At 60.8% G+C, this 17,767-nt stretch carries 14 protein-coding genes and 2 tRNA genes; 5 read left to right on the top strand and 11 right to left on the bottom strand.

What is annotated here, in order from left to right; all coding sequences use genetic code 11:
• Positions 1-68: 68 nt before the first annotated feature.
• Together hchA and G5193_RS10365 are read left to right on the top strand one after the other, a co-directional pair.
• Positions 69-932 carry a glyoxalase III HchA gene (gene hchA, locus G5193_RS10360; RefSeq protein ID WP_421205934.1) on the top strand — a complete coding sequence of 288 codons (864 nt, stop codon included), beginning with the start codon at positions 69-71 and terminating at the stop codon, positions 930-932.
• Positions 929-1,651 carry a PA1136 family autoinducer-binding transcriptional regulator gene (locus G5193_RS10365; RefSeq protein WP_421205935.1) on the top strand — a complete coding sequence of 241 codons (723 nt, stop codon included), beginning with the start codon at positions 929-931 and terminating at the stop codon, positions 1,649-1,651. The genes hchA and G5193_RS10365 overlap by 4 nt, the downstream gene beginning before the upstream one ends.
• 74 nt (positions 1,652-1,725) lie before the next feature.
• Here the strand turns inward: G5193_RS10365 and G5193_RS10370 are convergent, their stop codons facing one another.
• Positions 1,726-2,991, bottom strand: a complete 1,266-nt coding sequence (locus G5193_RS10370; protein WP_421205936.1) for a RidA family protein — start codon at positions 2,989-2,991, stop codon at positions 1,726-1,728.
• A gap of 868 nt (positions 2,992-3,859) precedes the next feature.
• On the opposite strand from G5193_RS10370, the gene G5193_RS10375 reads away from it, so the two are divergent.
• Positions 3,860-4,207, top strand: a complete 348-nt coding sequence (locus G5193_RS10375; protein WP_421205937.1) for a hypothetical protein — start codon at positions 3,860-3,862, stop codon at positions 4,205-4,207.
• Between the two features lie 54 nt (positions 4,208-4,261).
• On the opposite strand, the gene G5193_RS10380 is transcribed toward G5193_RS10375, so the two are convergent.
• Positions 4,262-4,864 carry an HAD family hydrolase gene (locus G5193_RS10380; RefSeq protein WP_216951862.1) on the bottom strand — a complete coding sequence of 201 codons (603 nt, stop codon included), beginning with the start codon at positions 4,862-4,864 and terminating at the stop codon, positions 4,262-4,264.
• A gap of 173 nt (positions 4,865-5,037) precedes the next feature.
• Between G5193_RS10380 and G5193_RS10385 the strand changes: the two genes are divergently transcribed.
• A complete protein-coding gene (locus tag G5193_RS10385; RefSeq protein WP_421205938.1) occupies positions 5,038-6,414 on the top strand; it encodes an MDR family MFS transporter in 1,377 nt (458 codons plus the stop codon).
• Between the two features lie 111 nt (positions 6,415-6,525).
• On the opposite strand, the gene nifJ is transcribed toward G5193_RS10385, so the two are convergent.
• From nifJ to pnuC, 7 genes are all read right to left on the bottom strand, one after another.
• Positions 6,526-10,071 (bottom strand): pyruvate:ferredoxin (flavodoxin) oxidoreductase, encoded by a 3,546-nt coding sequence (nifJ, locus tag G5193_RS10390; protein WP_421205939.1) that lies wholly within the window; start codon positions 10,069-10,071, stop codon positions 6,526-6,528.
• Between the two features lie 229 nt (positions 10,072-10,300).
• Positions 10,301-11,941: an alpha-glucosidase gene (locus G5193_RS10395; RefSeq protein ID WP_421205940.1), complete on the bottom strand. Its 1,641-nt coding sequence runs from the start codon at positions 11,939-11,941 to the stop codon at positions 10,301-10,303.
• 200 nt (positions 11,942-12,141) lie between these two features.
• Positions 12,142-12,522, bottom strand: a complete 381-nt coding sequence (locus G5193_RS10400) for a DUF1622 domain-containing protein (protein ID WP_421205941.1) — start codon at positions 12,520-12,522, stop codon at positions 12,142-12,144.
• A 67-nt stretch (positions 12,523-12,589) separates the two neighbouring features.
• The gene (yqfB, locus tag G5193_RS10405; RefSeq protein WP_421205942.1) at positions 12,590-12,907 is read right to left on the bottom strand and encodes a N(4)-acetylcytidine aminohydrolase; all 318 of its coding nucleotides are present in this window, start codon (positions 12,905-12,907) and stop codon (positions 12,590-12,592) included.
• A gap of 43 nt (positions 12,908-12,950) precedes the next feature.
• Positions 12,951-13,622, bottom strand: coding sequence for a Crp/Fnr family transcriptional regulator (locus tag G5193_RS10410; RefSeq protein ID WP_227341140.1), 672 nt, complete (start codon positions 13,620-13,622; stop codon positions 12,951-12,953).
• 105 nt (positions 13,623-13,727) lie between these two features.
• A complete protein-coding gene (locus G5193_RS10415) occupies positions 13,728-14,453 on the bottom strand; it encodes a nucleoside phosphorylase (RefSeq protein ID WP_421205943.1) in 726 nt (241 codons plus the stop codon).
• A gap of 3 nt (positions 14,454-14,456) precedes the next feature.
• Positions 14,457-15,173, bottom strand: coding sequence for a nicotinamide riboside transporter PnuC (pnuC, locus tag G5193_RS10420; RefSeq protein WP_421205944.1), 717 nt, complete (start codon positions 15,171-15,173; stop codon positions 14,457-14,459).
• A gap of 263 nt (positions 15,174-15,436) precedes the next feature.
• Between pnuC and G5193_RS10425 the strand changes: the two genes are divergently transcribed.
• Positions 15,437-17,269, top strand: coding sequence for an SLC13 family permease (locus tag G5193_RS10425; protein WP_040066935.1), 1,833 nt, complete (start codon positions 15,437-15,439; stop codon positions 17,267-17,269).
• Positions 17,270-17,487: 218 nt separating this feature from the next.
• On the opposite strand, the gene G5193_RS10430 is transcribed toward G5193_RS10425, so the two are convergent.
• Positions 17,488-17,571 (bottom strand) — tRNA-Leu (locus tag G5193_RS10430).
• Between the two features lie 8 nt (positions 17,572-17,579).
• A tRNA-Met gene (locus G5193_RS10435) sits at positions 17,580-17,656 on the bottom strand.
• Positions 17,657-17,767: the final 111 nt, after the last annotated feature.

Consider the following 17,767-nt stretch of genomic DNA (forward strand, 5'->3'; position numbering starts at 1 on the left):
CCCTCATTTACTTGGTCTCTGACAGTCAATACTGTGAGACCGAGTCCACCACTACTGGAGCCTGACCCATGACCGACATGCTTGTTGACGATAAACAACCAACCCCGGATCCGGCAGAGCAGAATGCCTTCTTCCCGTCGCCCTACTCCCTGAGCCAGTTCACCTCGCGCAAATCTGACCTTGCCGGGGCCGACTATCCCGCTCCTTATCGGGAGGGGCGCTGGAAGATCCTGCTGATCGGGGCCGATGAGCGCTATCTGCCCACCGACAACGGCACCCTGTTTTCCACCGGCAACCATCCGGTCGAAACCCTGCTCCCCATGTATCACCTCGACAAGGCGGGCTTTGCCTTTGACGTGGCCACCCTCTCCGGCAATCCGGTCAAGTTCGAGTGGTGGGCCATGCCCAGCGAAGATGAAGAGGTGCTGGGTCTCTATGGCAAATATCAGGCGCAGTTCCGCCAACCGGCCAAGCTGGCCGACTTGCTGAAGCAGGCGCTGGCCGCCGACTCGGACTATATCGGCGTCTTTATTCCCGGCGGCCACGGCGCCCTGATGGGGCTGCCGGAGAGTGCCGAGGTGAAAGCGCTGCTGGAGTGGGCGATGGCCAACGATCGCTTCATCATCTCCCTCTGTCACGGGCCTGCTGCTTTGCTGGCGGTGGCCAATCCAGAGACCTTCGCGGGCTACAAGATCTGCGCCTTCCCCGATGAGCTGGATGCCCAGACCCCGGCAATTGGCTATATGCCGGGCCACCTCACCTGGAAGTTTGGCGAGAAGCTCAAAGAGATTGGCTTTGAGATCGTCAACAACGGCATCTCGGGAGAGGTGTGCCGGGATCGCAATCTGCTGACCGGTGACAGCCCGCTGGCGGGCAATAACCTCGGCAAGCTGGCCGCCACCACCTTGCTGGAGGCGGTTGCCAAGCGATGAGGTTGTCGTCATCGCCAGCGAATGCGTTGCAGGTCGCGGTGGCGCTGGAAGGGTGCCAGCGGCTGGAGGAGATCCAGCAACTGGTGCGCGCCTTTGCCACCCCGCTGGGGTATCACCGCTTTGCGCTCTTCTCCATCAGTGCCAGCGAGGAGGGGGTGGTCGAGCATCTCTACTGGCTGGAGGGGGAGTGGCTGGAGAGCGGCGAGGCGGTCGACCTGCATGCCTATATGCGCGAGTGCCCGATGGCGATGCATATCAGGGAGCGAGACCAGCCCTTCTTCTGGAGCAAAACGGTTGGCGCTGCTGGCGAGCAGTACCGTATCGTTCGCCAGCCTGAGGAGCCTGGCCGACATGGCTTGCAGGTTCCCGTCTATGGGCCGTTGGGACTGGAAGGGGCGATGAGCTTTGGCGGCGATCAGATCGATGCCAGTGCCCACACTCGGGTTGGCCTTGCGCTGATCGCGGCGGCGGCTTTTCATGCAGCTCGTCGGCTGATGGAGATGCCTGTAGAGGGCCACGAGCGTGGCCTCACTGGGCGCGAGCGCGAAGTGCTGGAGTGGGTCTCCCGGGGTTGGCGCCATGCCGATATCGCCACCACCCTGAAGCTTTCGGTGCGCACGGTCGAGAACCATCTGCGCAGTGCCCGCCGTCGACTCGGTGTGGCCACCACGGCAGAGGCGGTCAGAGTGGCGATCAGGAACCGCGATATCGAGGGTTGAGGGGTCATCCCTTTGTCAGGCATGTAAAAAGAGACCGGCCATCAGCCGGTCTCATTTTTTATTGAGCGTAACCCTTACGCCTGTGGCGCGGTGCTTTCGGCGTTGGACATCACCGCATCAATTTGCACCAGAGCGCCGGCGGGCAGCTCACTGACCCCGATTACGGTGCGGGCAGGCAGATAACCCGGGAAATATTTGATGTAGATGGCGTTGACCGCATCAAGGTCGGCGATATTGCCGAGCTGGATATTGACCTTGACGATATCGTCCATCACATGTCCGATGCTCTCCACAATCGCCTTGATATTGTTCAGGCACTGGGCGGTCTGCTCCTTGATGCAGCCAGCCAGGATCTTGCCGGTGGCGGGGTCTATCGGCAGTTGGGCAGAGAGATGGTTGTAGTGGGAGAAGGCGACAGTCTGGCAATGGAGCGGGCTGCGCGGTGCCTTGTCGGTATTGCGGGCGCGGATCACCAGATTGTGACGGTCTTCCACCAGTTGCGGCGGGGTGCCGTCACCGTGGGAGATGACCGCATCCATCTGCACCCGTGCCCCCATGGGCAGGGCGGCGGCACTGACCACCGAGCGGGCAGGCAGGTAGGCCACGGCGCGGGCAATGGCAGAGTCGGGGAAGAAGGTGGTGTAGACCTCGTTGACGGCCTCCAGATCGGCCAGATCGGTCAGATAGACGGTGACCTTGACGATATCGTCAAACGGCACGTCGATGCTCTCCAGCACCGCCTTGATATTGCGCAGGCACTGGCCCGCCTGCTCCTTGATGCCACCAGCAACCAGCTGGCCCGAGGCTGCATCCACCGGCAGCTGGGCGCCGATATTGTTGTAGTGGGAGAAGGCCACGGTATGGGTGGAGAGCGGATTGTGCGGCGCCTTGTCACTGTTGCGGGCGAGCTTCACCAGCGGGCAAGGATCTTGCGGGAAGGTGCCTTCGCCGTTGGAGATGATGGCATCAATCTGCACCAGCGCACCCAGCGGCAGGGCGGCGACGGCGAGGGTGGTGCGGGTCGGCAGATAGCCCGGGAAGAATTCGCGATAGACGGCGTTGACCGCCTCCAGATCCGCCATCTCTTTCAGGAAGATGGTCGCTTTCACCATATCGTCCATCACATGGCCGATGCTCTCGATGATCGCCTTGAGGTTGCTCAGGCACTGTCTGGCCTGCGCGGTGACATCGCCGCTTACCATCTTGCCGGTGGCGGGATCGACCGGCAGCTGGGCGGAGATATTGTTGTAATGAGAAAACGCCACCGTTTGGGTGCAGGGGCCCAGATCCTGGGGTGCATGGGGGGTATTTCTTGCCGACTTGATGATGGTGCCACTCATAGATATGCCTCTTTTTAATATTTGTTGTTCATTCAGGTACAGGTTTACCCCATCTCGTTGTGCGCCATGGCCACTGCGCCAGCGGCGGCATCCCCGGTTATTATTTGTGATCCACTCAATTACTGAGAGCAATAAGGGAGGAGAGGACAGGGTAGATATTTCAGACGCTGCGATTCTATGAGTGGCTATCAGGGGTTGCAAACCGCTGATTGCATTTCTATGAGATGGCTCAATGGGTGCAAATTTAATGTGATTGCTATTCAATTCATGCTGAATAGTCACCTGTTTGTCCGCCAATGGCCATGCATCGAGCAATAGTCCAGTCCGGGCGGGGGTTGGGGCAGATACCTTGGTAGTGAAGGAGTGTAAAGAAAGGGTTAATGCGATGCATCAAGCTGCCATCAAACGATTTTATTGTGCATAGATATGTACTTTATGTTTTTTTAGTCATCTATCTTGCCGCGAAAAAATATGCTAGCAGAGATTACTGTAACAGTAGTTAAAGATGTGGCTGGAATATAATTCAAATATTTGCATGGGGGATGCTTGTTAATTATCGGTAGGCTGACGGTTGGCCCAGATTCGGAGCGTTTTTATCTTTTTATATATCTGGTGAAATATGCGTGACACAGCCCAGTAGTCCCATATCGAGGTGACCAGGGTTGGCAATATATCGGCTGACCAGGTGCGGCATGGTCAAGGCATCAAACAAGAGGATGACCTTGGCTCGACGCAGCGCTGTAGATCGGGCTCTCTGCGCCGGTTGTAGTCTACAGCCTGCCAGGGATGAAAGGGTCGCGGGCGAGGCCAGCTGCCGTGGCATGGTTTTCTGGGGGATTGTTAACAAAAATGTGAACGAGATCACCGGATGGACAAGGGTTTAAGGCTGGAAATGGAGCAGAAAGGAGTAGAATGGCACTTTATTTTTGAGGGTCATTCGATGCCCAACTATCACTTTTTCACGCTGGGCCAGGCGCTTACCTATCTCGATGCCAATGCCCCGCGCTATAGCGATGAGCGTCGTCAACTGGTTGAGCAGGGATTTGCCGCCATGGCGGCCCCCATCTTTGCAGATACGCCGGTTGAAGCACTGGCGTTGCTGCGCCAGCATCAGGCATGGAAGGAGGAAGCCATGGTCGATGCACTCTCCTTTACAGTTGCCACCGGGCCGACGCTCGTCTCCTGTTTGCAGGAGAACCCTTTATCCGCGAGTTGAACAGCATCATGGCACCATTGAGGTGGCGCCATGTTGCCGCTGTCCGCTTGCGATCTACCTCTGGTGCAGTTCGCCTTCCATTACCAGTAGAGTATCCATCCCCGCCGCCTTGCCAGCCTCAAGCCCGATCCGGGTATCTTCAAATACCAGACAGTTGGCGGGATTGGCGCCGAGCAGCTCGGCCACCCGCAAAAAGGTGTCGGGATGCGGTTTGTGGTTGGTGACATCATCGGCGCTCACCACCACAGAGATATAGGCATCGAGTCCGGTGCTTTTGAGGATGGCCTCCGCCTGATTGCGCGGTGAGCCGGTGCCAATCCCCATCTTGACCTTGCCGTGATAGTGCCTGACCAGCTCCCACATCTTGGGAAAGACGCTGACCTTGTCGATATGGGCCATGTAGAGGGCAATCTTGCGACGGGTAAAAGCCTCGACATCCACCGTCAGCCCCTGCTGCTCGGCCAGCATGGCGATGATCTTGCGGGTGGGAATGCCGCCGTACTGATAGAGCTGATCCCGCTCGAAGGGGATGCCGAATTCGGCGCAGGTGAGCTCCCAGGCATCCAGATGAAGGGGCATGGAATCTACCAAAGTGCCATCCATATCGAAAATCAGGGCATCGTAGTGATCAAACCCGTACTGCTCACGCTCGCTCATGGGGGCTCCTCGAATCAAATAGAGCAGGCTAGCAGAAACGGTCGGCACTTTGTGGGATCGGCTTCATGGTTGGGTAGATTGTGGCCGCCGTTTTTTCTATCTCTTGCTGATTTGTGAGACAATAATCCGTTCATTGCCGGATACTTTGGCATATCAGATCAGCGAGTCCGCTTATGACCTCGAAAATATCCCCTAAAACCATCTTCTCCAGTGTGGCGCTGGTGATTGCGCTCGGTTCACTGGAAAAGAGCATAGTCACCACCCCGCTGCCCATGATTGGCGCCGAGCTGCATGCCGGTGCCGCCCTCACCTGGGTGGTCACCGCCTACCTGCTGGCGGCCACCGCCGTGCTGCCCCTCTACGGCAAGTTGAGCGATCTCTTTGGCCGGGTGCGGATGCTCAATATCGGCATCGGCCTGTTTCTGGCGGGCTCGGTGGCCTGCGCCCTCTCCCAGGATCTGCAGACCCTGCTGGCAGCGCGGGTGCTGCAAGGGCTGGGGGGCGGCGGTCTGATTGCCCTCGCGTTTACCGTGATTGCCGACACCATTCCGCCGCGGGAGGTGGGCAAATATCAGGGCTACATTTCGGCGGTCTATGCGGTCTCCAGCATCGCTGGCCCCTTGCTCGGCGGCTATTTCACCGAGCAGCTCAGCTGGCGCTGGATCTTCTGGATCAATCTGCCGCTCGGGGCGCTGGCAGTCTTTCTCATCAACCGCAACCTCAAGCAGCTCAACGTGCGCCGCCACAGTCGCTTCGACTGGAAGGGGGCGGCTCTGCTGATTACCGTCACCACGCTCACCCTGTTGCTGCTCTCGCCGGAAGCGGCGCTGCCTGCAGTCTGGCTCTCGGCGGCGCTGGGCGTTGCATTGCTGCTGCTGATTCTGATTGAGCGGCGTGTCCACGACCCCATATTGCCCGCCCATCTGGCACGGCTGCCCGGCTATCTGGTGAGCGTGCTGCTGGTGATGCTCTCCCAGCTGCTGATGTTTGCCGTGCTGGTCTATCTGCCGTTGCAGATGCAGTGGCAGAAGGGGATGAGCGCCAGCGAGAGCGGCGCCATCATGGTTATCTTCATGATTTGCATCACTGCCGGCGCCTTTGTCGGTGGCAAGCTGATTGGCCGTACCGGTCACTACAAGAGCTTTGTCGCGGTGGGCTTTGGCCTCGCGGCGGTGGCGCTCTGGCAGATCCACTTCGATGCCTGGGTCAGGCTGGCGCTCGGGTTTGCCGGTATTGGTCTGGGTCTGGTGCTGCCCGCCCTCTCGGTAGTAGTGCAAAATGCCCTGCCACGGCAGGATCGCGGCATCGGCATGTCGCTGTTCAACTTCGGACGGGAGCTCGGCGGTGCCGTCGGCGTGGCCATTTGCTCCATGCTGTTCCACTTCCGCCTGCCAGCCGGCAGTGATGGCGATCTGAGCCGGCTCGCGCCCGATCTGCTGGCCCCGGGCTTCAGCGCGACCTATATCGGCATGGCACTGATCGCCACGCTGGCGCTGCTCATCACCCTGTTGGCGTTGAAGCGCCATGAGCTGGCCTCCATCAGCGCCTGATTTGGCCTGCGCCGACATTGGCTCACCATAGATAGCATCAGGGCTCCCCGCGGGGAGCCCTGATTGTTATTTGGTGAACAGAGTGGCTGCTGCCATCAAGCCGAACGCGGCTTACTCCTGCGCCGGGCTCTCCTTGCCCGCCAGTTGGCTCAGCCAGGCGAAGCGGCGATTGGCCTCCTGCTCCGCCTCTTCATAGAGCTGGCTGGCCACCTCAGGCAGCTGGCGCTCCAGCCGCTGGAAGCGGGGCTCGTGGCGCAAGGTCTCGGCCAGCGAGGCATTGGGTGCCCGCGAGTCGAGTGCCAGCGGCAATTTACCCTCGTCAGCGCGGCGCGGATCGAAGCGGTAGAGCGGCCAGAAGCCGGTGGCAGTCAGCTGCTTCATCTGCTCGTGGCTCTCGGCCATGTCGTAGCCATGCTCCTCGCAGGGGCTGTAGGCGATGATGAGCGACGGCCCCGGATAGGCTTCCGCCTCCTGAATCGCCTTCACAGTCTGGTTCATCTGGGCGCCGAGGGAGATCTGCGCCACATAGACGTGGCCATACATCATCACGCTGGCCCCGAGATCCTTGCGTGCCTTGCGTTTGCCCTGCTCGCCAAACTTGGTGATGGCACCGAGTGGCGTCGCCTTCGACTGCTGGCCGCCGGTGTTGGAGTAGCACTGGGTGTCGAGCACCAGCACATTGATGTTCTCCCCCAGACTCAGCACATGGTCGAGCCCGCCAAAACCGATGTCGTAGGCCCAGCCATCGCCGCCGATGAGCCAGACCGATTTTTCCACCAGATAGTCCGCATCGCGAGCCAGCTCTTGGGCTGCCGGGGTCTGGCTCTCCTGCAGCAGCGCTCGCAACTGCTGGATATGGGCCCGCTGCTCGGAAACCGGCAGGGTGGCATCGCCGAGCGCCTCGCGCAGCGCTGCCGGTATGGTGTCGCCGAGGCTCGCCAGCAGACGGCGCACCCGCTCCCTGTGCTGATCGACGGTGAGACGGAAGCCCAGTCCGAACTCGGCGTTGTCTTCAAACAACGAGTTGGCCCAGGCCGGCCCGCGCCCGTCGGCGTTGGTGGTGTAGGGGGTGGTAGGCAGGTTGCCGCCATAAATGGACGAGCAGCCGGTGGCGTTGGCAATCAGCAGCCGATCGCCATAGAGCTGGGTCAACAGCTTGATATAGGGGGTCTCGCCACAGCCGGAGCAGGCGCCCGAGTATTCAAACAGCGGCGAGATGAGCTGGGAGGTGCGGATGTCGATGCGCTCCAGCTGCTCGGCGCTGCGCTCTGGCAGGTCGAGGAAGAAGTCGTAGTTGGCCTTCTGCTCGTCGAGGTGATCGAGGCGCGAAGCCATATTGATCGCCTTGCGATCCGGGTTGCTGCGATCCTTGGCCGGGCACACCTCGACGCAGAGATTGCAGCCGGTGCAATCCTCCGGCGCCACCTGCAGCACGTACTGCTGGCCGCGCATGTCACGGGATTTCACATCCAGCGCATCCAGGGTAGCGGGAGCAGCGGCCAGCGCATCCGGTTCCACCACCTTGGCGCGAATGGCCGAGTGGGGACAGGCGGCGACACAGTAGTTGCACTGGGTACAGAGCTCCGCCTCCCAGATGGGGATCTCCTTGGCGATATTGCGCTTCTCCCAGCGGGTGGTGCCGACCGGCCAAGTGCCATCCGGCGGGAAGGCGGAGACCGGCAGGCTGTCACCCAGTCCCGCCAGCATGGCGGCGGTGACGGTCTGGACAAAATCGGGGGCCTTGGCCGAAACCACCGGTGGGCGCGGGCGGCTGGCGGGATCCAGTTCGCCAAGTGGCACCCGGGTCAGGGCGGCGCAGGTTGCCTCCAGTGCCTGCCAGTTGCGTTCGACTAGCGTCTGCCCCTTGCTGCCATAGCTGGTGGCGATGGCCTGCTTCAGCAGGCTGGTCGCCTCTGCAGGGGGAATGATGGCGCTGAGCTGGAAGAAGGCCATCTGCATCACGGTATTGATGCGGTTGCCGAGCTGGCAGTCGCGGGCAATTTTGGCGGCGTTGATGATGTAGAAACGCGCCTCTTTCTCGCGCAGGGCGTGCTGTACCTCGCTGGGGAGACGTTGCCAGATCTCCGCTTCGCTGTAGGGGGTGTTGAGCAGGAAGATGCCGCCCGCTTTCAAGCGTTCCGCCATCCGGTACTTGTCGACAAACTGCCACTGATGGCAGCCGATAAAGTCCGCCTCTTCCACCAGATAGGCCGATTGCAGCGGCCGCTCGCCCACCCGCAGGTGAGAGACGGTGAGGCCGCCCGCCTTCTTGGAGTCGTAGACGAAATAGCCCTGCGGATAGAGGTCGGTGTGGTTGCCGAGGATCTTGATGCTGTTCTTGGCCGCCGAGACGGTGCCATCGCTGCCAAGGCCGTAGAACAGTGCCTCCAGCTTGTGCTGGTTGCCAAGGTCGGAACTCGAATAATCGAGGGCCGGCAGCGGCAGGGAGAGGCCGGTGACGTCGTCGAAGATGCCGACGGTGAAGCGCGGCCTTGGGTTATCCAGGGCCAGCTCATCGAAGATGGCCTGCACGCAGGCCGGGTTGAACTCCTTGGAGGAGAGGCCGTAGCGCCCGCCGATGACCCGCGGCAGGCTGGTTCTTTCTCCCCGACTGACCGCCTCGGCCAGCGCACTCATCACGTCCAGATAGAGGGGCTCGGCCTGGGCGCCTGGCTCCTTGGTGCGATCCAGTACCGCAATCTTGCGGGCGCTCTGCGGAATGACCGCCAGCAGGTGCGCGGCCGAGAAGGGGCGGTAGAGGCGTACTTTCACCAGCCCCACCTTCTCGCCCTGTTCAATCAGCCGTGCGATCACCTCCTCGCAGGTGCCGATGGCGGAACCCATTAGCACCAGCACCCGCTCGGCCTCTGGGTGACCCACGTATTCGAACGGCCGGTAGTGGCGGCCGGTGCGCTCACCGAAGGCGTCCATCGCCTCGCTCACATGGCGATACGCATCGTCATACCAGGGGTTGGTGGCCTCCCGGCACTGGAAATAGGTGTCCGGGTTGGCGGCGGTACCGCGAATGACCGGCTTGTCTGGGGTCAGCGCCCGCTCCCGATGGGCACGGATCGCCTCGGCGGGCAGCAGGGCGCGCAGGGTGTCGTCATCGAGCGGCACTATCTTGGCGATCTCGTGGGAGGTGCGAAAGCCGTCGAAGAAGTGGATGAAGGGGAGCCGGCTGTTGAGGCTGGCTACCTGGGCGATCAGGGCAAAGTCCTGGGCCTCCTGCACATTGCTGGCGCAGAGCAGGGCGCAGCCGGTCTGGCGTACCGCCATCACGTCCGAGTGATCGCCGAAAATCGACAGGGCATGGGTCGCCACGGTGCGCGCCGCCACGTGCAGCACGAAGGGGATGAGCTGACCCGCCAACTTGTAGAGGTTGGGGATCATCAGCAGCAAGCCCTGAGACGAGGTAAACGAGGTCGCCAGGGCACCGGTCTGCAGTGCGCCGTGGACGGTGGCAATGGCGCCCCCTTCCGACTGCATCTCCACCACGCGAGGCACGTCGCCCCACAGGTTCAGGCCCCGCTCGCTCGACCAGGCGGACGCCTGCTCAGCCATGGCCGAGCTGGGGGTGATGGGGTAGATGGCGATGACTTCGCTGGTGCGGTACGCCACCGAGGCGACTGCGTTATTCCCGTCTGTGGTGATCATCTGTTTTCCACTTTGCTATGCCAGTTTGAAGGCCGATAGTTGCATCGGCAATGGATAGGTCGCAGGCATAGTAAGAGGGGCAATGAGAGCGTATCAAACGGGATAAATAATCAATTAATAAGTCAGTAATAGTGGTTAATTTAATCCCGCCGAGTGGGTGCGTGATTTTCTGCTGGTAGCCGGTGGGGTGGCGATTGACGGGCCATTGCTTTGGCCCGTCAGCACGGGGTTAACCCTGCTCCACTTGCAGCCAGATGGCGCACTGATAAGGGGCGAAGTGTGGCAGTGGTTCGCTTGGGTAATTGGCCAGCAGCAACCGCATCTTGTTTGTCACCTTGTCGAAGTGGGGCATCGGCAAGGGGTTCGCCGTGAGATTGGCGAGCAGCAGCAGGGTGTGTCGCTCTCCGCTGGCCGGATCCTGCCAGTGGCGGCGATAGCTGATGCGCTCGGGATCATCCCCATCCAGCAGCTCGAAATTGCCGTGGCGAATGACCGGGTGAGCCTTGCGCAGGGCGATGAGCTGGCGATAGCAGTGAAACGGCGAGTCGGGGCGGGCCAGCTGCTCGTCAGCATTTATCTCGACGTGGTTGGCATTGATGGCAATCCAGGGCGTGGTGGTGCTGAAACCGGCGTGGGGGCCAGCGTCCCACTGCATCGGGGTGCGGGCATTGTCGCGGCCGATGGCATCGAGCCGCCGACTCAGCTCGGCAGGATCCAGCCCCGATTGGCTGGCGCGGTAGTTGAGCGCCTCCACATCGCGCAGCTCGCCCGGCTGCCAGTGGCGGTTGGTCATAGCCAGCTCCTCCCCCTGATAAATGAAGGGAGTGCCCTGCATCATATGCAGCACCATGGCCCATAGCTTGGCGCTGGTTTCACGCCACTCTGGCCTGTCATCGCCAAAGCGTGATACGGCGCGGGGCAGGTCGTGGTTGCCGAGAAACAGGCTGTTCCAGCCACGCCCGTGTAGCCCTTGCTGGTAGCGGGCCATGGCTCGCTTGAAGGCGAGGGGATCGAAGCGGGATGACCACTTGTCACTGCCCAGCCCCAGATGCTCGAAGTTGAACACCATGCTGAACTCGCTGCCATCTATGCTGGAGTAGCGCTGCATATGGGCGAGATCGGCTCCCCAGGTCTCCCCCACCGTAATGATCCCCTTGCCGCCGAAGCTCGCGGCATTGAGCTCGCGGATATAGTCGTGCAGGTGCGGGCCGTTGCTCATGGCCAGTCGGTCCCACTCTTTGCTCACCATGTCGATCACATCGAAGCGAAACCCTTTGATCCCTTTGCCCAGCCAGAAGTTGATCACCTCTGCCATTTCGGCACGCACCGCCGGGTTGTCCCAGTCCAGATCGGCCTGACTCACATCGAAGTTGTGCAGGTAGTAGCGATCAAGCGCTGGCACATACTGCCAGCCGCTGCCGCCAAAAATCGAGGTAATGGGGTGAGCATCGACAAAGGCTTGATCCCGGAATACGTAGTAGTCCTGATAACGGGGATCACCGGCCAGCGCCTTCACAAACAACTCATGCTCGGTGGAGGTATGGTTGGCGACGATATCCATCATGATGCCGATGCCGTGAGTGGCCGCTTCGGCTATCAGCTGCTCCATCTCGGCCAGGGTGCCGAAGGCGGGGTCGATGGCTCGGTAGTCCGCCACGTCATAGCCGTTGTCCCGCTTGGGGGAGCGATAGATGGGGGTGAGCCACAGCATATCGACCCCCAGGGTGGCCAGATAACCGAGGCGCTGACGGATGCCGTTGATATCGCCCATGCCGTCGCCATCGCTGTCCTGAAAGCTCATGGGGTAGATCTGGTAAATAACGCGGCTCTCGAGGTCGATATCGGGCGTGTGGAGGGGATGCGGGTTCATCAGCGTGGCCGGTTGGGGAGGAGTTATTTCTATCTTACGCAGATGCACGGGCCCTCGACAGGGCAGGGGAAGCCTTGAAAAGGGTTCCATTATTGGCTGATTGCCAAAAGTGAGGGGAGGGTCACAAAGGTGCCATCCCGGGCCACGGCTATGGTCGGGATGACACGGCACTTAGCACTGATACTCTGCAGGAATACAGGTTATTGAGCTGCCTTGACCTGCTCGCTGCGCTGCTCCTGCTGGTGTTCCGCTTGTGCCTCCAGCTCCTTGCCGAGGAAGTAGTTCAGGAAGGTACGGATGACCGCGATGATGGCAAGACGGATCAGCTCCTCCTTGCTCGGCGCGACTGTGGTGGCCAGGATGTCGGCGGCCAGCTGGAACTCCAGCGCCAGAATAAGCCAGCTGCCAAAACAGAGGCGAATGCGCGGAAAGCCGGGTTGGTGATCCCGCACTCTTGCCGCCAGCCAGAGGGTCTTGCCAAGGCCAATGACCACACAGGCGATGGAGATGATCTCCAGCAGCAGCTGGAACAGCTCGACCCCGTGCATCATCCCCTCTTTCAGGCTCGCTATCTCAAACACTCGGGTCACCTCCATGATTCAAAAGAGGACACTATTAACACATCGCTCGGCAATGGCCAAATCCGGCTCAGGCAATCAGTTTGAATTCAATCACATAGAGCGGCGGCATATCGGGGTAGATATCGCGGATCACCTGTTTGAGCTCGGGGAGTGTCATGTTCTCCTGACGGGCGTGCTCGTCGTTCAGTTCATCGAAGGCTACCGCCTTGACCGAGAGCACCTCTATGGTGCCAAAGGGCTGGTGCTCCGGGTTGGTAAACAGCGCCAACCGCTGGCCAGGCTGCCAGTTGGCTTCGCTCTCGTCGCGAATGGTGATGGTTTTGCGGCCCGCCTGAATATCGGCGACGAAGCGGCTGAAGAAGGTGAATTCGGGATGGGTAGACATGGCTCTCTCCTGACAGGGTTAATCGAAATGAGGTGAATGGAAATCAAAGGTCGAGATAGGCGCGCAGCCTGGTCAGATCGGCGATAACAGGGCCATCGCTGCCGTCGGCAACTATGCCCTGTTCGACCAGCTCCTTGAGGGCGCGGCGGTAGACCCGCTCTGTGGTGCCAAAGCGGGCCGCCTCGTGGGCCCGCTTGCGCGATCCCAGCATGGGGGTGCGCTGGCGTTCTCGCCACAGCTCATAGGCGATGTTGTAGGCAATGGGGTGGAGCAGCCGGCTGGTGGTGATCTCCAGGGTATCGAGATAGTCGCTGGCAAGTGCAGCGGCGAAAAAGAGGGTCAACTCAGGTTCTGCCAGCAGCCGCTGGGCCAGCTTGTGGGCACAGATGACTCGGGCGTCCAGCTCGGTCTCGGCCACCACGTTCCACTGCACCGGGGTGGCACTGAAGAACTCCATCTCACCGAAGATCTGGCTGTGACACTCAATCTCGCCGAGCTGGAAGCGGCGGCCAGAGTGTACCGTGCTGTTGAGGGAGACCCGGCCACGTTCGACCAGATAGAGCTGCTCGCTCTGCTCCCCCTGCCGCATGATCAATTCGCCCGGCAGGTAACGGCGCAGAAACAGGGTGCAGGCGTCGAGCGCCGCGGCAAAGCGGGGTTCAAGCTGCTGGAGTTCGGCGTGAAAACGGCCGAGGGGGTAGGGCTGTTGCTGCATGACTTGCCTGTCGCACCGGATGACGAGGGCCATGAGGCTAGCAAGAGTGCGGGCCGGATACCAGCCCGCACGGTGGCGGATGTGCCGCAGTTAACGGTTTGCGCTTTATTGCACCAGAGCGTGGAGGGCGGCGGCGATGGCTTGCTGCTCACCGGCCATCATCGCCTGTTCGGCGCTGGCGTAATCCGCCACCCCTTGTTGCACATCCTGCTCGAATAGCACCACGTTGCAGAGCACGGCGGCGACCCGTACCTTGCGCAGGCGCCCCACGGTCAGCAGGGCTGCGGTCTCCATGTCAGCGCCCAGTACGCCACGGGCATGCCAGTAGCGGCACACCTCCTGCTCATCATCTCGATAGAAGCTGTCGTGGGAGCGTACCAGCCCGTGCCAATGAGGCTGGCTGCTAGTGGCCACATGGTTGAGCAGGGCCGCTTGCAGCCAGATATCGGCGCAGGCGGGGTACTCGGCGGGCAGATAGGCCTGCGAGGCGCCTTCATTGCGTACCGCCCCTTCCACCACGATAAGGTCGCCAAGGCTGATGTCGTGTTGCAGGGCACCGGCGGAGCCGACCCGAATGAGCGAGCGGGCACCGGCTTGCACCAGCTCCTCCAGCGCTATGATGGCTGAGGCGCCGCCGATGCCGGTGCTGCAGACCGTGATGGGCAGCCCCTGATAGCGGCCGTTGATGAGGCGAAATTCCCGGTTTTGCCCCAGCACTTCACACTGTTCGAGCTGGCTGGCGATGCGATCGACCCGGGCCGGGTCGCCGCACAGTACCACCCGCTCGGCAATCTGGTCGGGGCGGCACTGGAGATGGGGTAACAGACTCATGGCTTACAGACCTTGTGGCTGGCGCTTGGCGGCAATCACCCAGAGGCGGGTGCCGTTGGCGGCGATAAACAGCAGGATCAGGTACTCCAGCGACATTGCGTAAACGCCCTGCGCGGCATAGACACCGATGCTGATGATGTTGATGACGACCCAGAGGATCCAGTTCTCCACGTATTTGCGGGTCATCAGGATCTGGGCGACCACCGAGAGCACCGTCATGCTGGCATCCCAGAACGGGAAGGCATCAGGGGAGGGCTCGGGGGTAGCAAGGTTGGCACCAAACAGGTTGAGCAGGGAGACCGAGGTGCGCGCCAGGGTGGCGAAGACTGGGTCGATATAGCGGGTCAGCAGGGCGATGGCCAGCACGCTCACGGCGGCGGTCACCATCAGTTTGGATTTGCTGAGCCAGCGGATCTGCAGGGTATTCCCCTGATCGTTGGCGGGGCGGGTCCAGGCGTACCAGCCGTAGACGTTGGCGCAGAAGAAGAACAGCTGCAGCATCAACAGTCCGTAGAGCTGGATCTGGAAGAAGATGATGGCAAACAGGCTGACGTTGATCAGACCAAACAGGTAGTTGATGGTCTTCTCCTGACTGGCAAACCAGATGCAGGCCAGCCCGAACAGGGTGCCGATGGCTTCAATCCATGACATGGCATAGCCGCCACCCAGCGGTATGGTCACCAGCGTGTTATTGATGCTGAACAGCTCGAATATGCTCATTTTCTGATCCTTGGGCATGAGGGTTAGTATGCGAGGGCGCCATTCTAAGGGGTGAGGGGGAGGAGGGGCAGGACTTTTGTCCGCCCCGGGCTTGGCCCATATCAAAGAAATCGCCGCTGCTGCCCGGTTATTCCAGCAGTGATGGGTTATGGGGCCCCGGCGGGCCGGACTTTATTGATATGTAGCAAGATGATAGCGCCGTGGCTGTGGTCTGATAGAGTCCACTCTCCGGGAGGAGAATCACGTGATAAAAGGAGGTTGTATTGAATTCCGAGCTTGTCTGGGTGCTCTGTCTGCTGGCTGGCGCCATCTATCTCTTCATGACCAACAAGGTGCGCATGGATGTGGTCGCCCTGTTGATCATTATCCTCTTTGTGCTGAGCGGCACCCTCACCCTGCCGGAGGCGCTGGCGGGCTTTAGCGATCCCAACGTTATCCTGATTGCCGCCCTGTTTGTGGTGGGTGAGGGGCTGGTGCGCACCGGCATCGCCTATCAGGTGGGGGATGCATTGGTGAAGGTGGCGGGTAGCAGCGAGACCAAGCTGCTGGTGCTGCTGATGGTGGCGGTGGCGAGTCTGGGAGCTGTGATGAGCAGCACCGGGGTGGTCGCCATCTTTATCCCGGTGGTGCTGAGTGTGGCGAACCGGATGGGGATCCCGGCCGGTCGCCTGATGATGCCCCTCGGCTTTGCCGGGCTGATCAGCGGCATGATGACGCTGGTGGCCACGCCCCCCAACATGGTGGTCAACAGCGAGCTGATGCGCCACGGCATACATGGTTTCGGGTTTTTCGATTTCACCCCCATGGGCGTGCTGATCCTGGGGCTGGGCATCCTCTACATGCTGCTGGTGCGCGGCTCCTTGGTGGGCGAGGGAGAAGAGGGCAAAGGCAAGCCGACCGGGCGCCGCACCCTGCGCGATCTGATCCGAGACTACCGATTGGCCGGTCGGGCCCGTCGTCTGGCGCTGCGGCCTGACTCCCCGCTGATTGGTCACACCCTGGACGAGCTGCAACTGCGCGCCCGTTATGGTGCCCACGTCATCGGGGTGGAGCGCTGGCGCAAGTTTCGCCGGGTGATGGTGCCGGTGTCCGGGATCAGTGAGTTCCAGGCCAAGGATGTGCTGCTGATCGACATGTCAGACCCTGAGGTGGATGTGCGGGCGTTTTGCACCGAGGCGCGGCTTGAACCCATGATCCTGCGCGGGGAGTATTTCTCCGATCAGGCGCGGGAGGTAGGGATGGCCGAGGTGTCGCTGATCCCTGAGTCCAAGCTGCTGGGTAAAAGCGTGCGTGAGGTGACCTTCCGCTCCAGCTATGGCCTGAGCGTGGTGGGGCTGCGCCGCGACGGTGAGGCACTGGCAGGCAAGCTGGTGGATGAGCCGCTGCAGATGGGCGACACCCTGCTGGTGGTAGGGAACTGGAGCCACATCAGACAATTGCAGACCCATAGCCGCGACTTTCTGCTGATGGGGCTGCCCGCCGAAGTGGACGAGATGGCCCCCGCCCGCAGTCAGGCCATTCATGCCCTCTTCTGTCTTGGAGTGATGATCCTGCTGATGGTGACCGATCCGGTGCCCAACGTGATTGCCGCGCTGATCGCCTGTCTGCTGATGGGCAAGTTTCGCTGCATCGATATGGAGAGTGCCTACAAGTCGATCCACTGGCCGACCCTGATCCTCATCGTCGGTATGCTCCCCTTTGCGCTGGCGCTGCAAAAAACCGGCGGGGTGGATCTGATCGTCGGTGGTCTGATCAATGCGGTAGGGGAGATGGGGCCAAGGGTAATGCTGGCCAGCCTGTTTGCCCTATGCGCGGTGATCGGGCTCTTTATCTCCAACACCGCCACCGCAGTGCTGATGGCGCCCATTGCGCTGGGTACGGCCCAGCAGATGGGGGTATCGCCCTATCCGTTTGCCATGACCATTGCCATTGCCGCCTCGGCCGCTTTTATGACGCCGGTCTCGTCACCGGTGAATACCCTGGTACTGGGGCCGGGCAACTACAAGTTTGCCGATTTTATCCGTATCGGGGTGCCATTCACCCTGTTGGTGATGGCGGTCAGCGTGGTAGCGATCCCCTGGTTCTTCCCGTTCTGATAACCGGGATGATGAATCTGTGCACCAGCGGCCTGCGGGCCGCTTTTTTGTGGCCGGGAGACAAGAGTGGCAAGGCGTGCTCGGAATCAGTGAAGAGTGAGATGGACGGGAATTAACGTGGAGATGGGTTAATAGAGGAGCGAGAGAAAAACTGGGGAGAGGCAAATTTCAGATACAAAAAAACCAGCATGAGCTGGTCTGTTTGGTACTGCTATTAATGGTGCGGAAGGAGAGACTCGAACTCTCACGCCTAGGGCGCCAGAACCTAAATCTGGTGCGTCTACCAATTTCGCCACTTCCGCAATATTAATGGTGGCTATGACGGGATTCGAACCTGTGACCCCCGCATTATGAGTGCGATGCTCTAACCAACTGAGCTACATAGCCGTTTGTTATCGACCACAGATGTGGAAGAGAACAGAAAAATGGCTGGGGTACTAGGATTCGAACCTAGGGATGGCGAGATCAAAACCCGCTGCCTTACCGCTTGGCGATACC

This window comes from Aeromonas sp. 601027, from assembly GCF_049174455.1.
GTDB classification, from domain to species: Bacteria; Pseudomonadota; Gammaproteobacteria; order Enterobacterales; family Aeromonadaceae; genus Aeromonas; species Aeromonas veronii_A.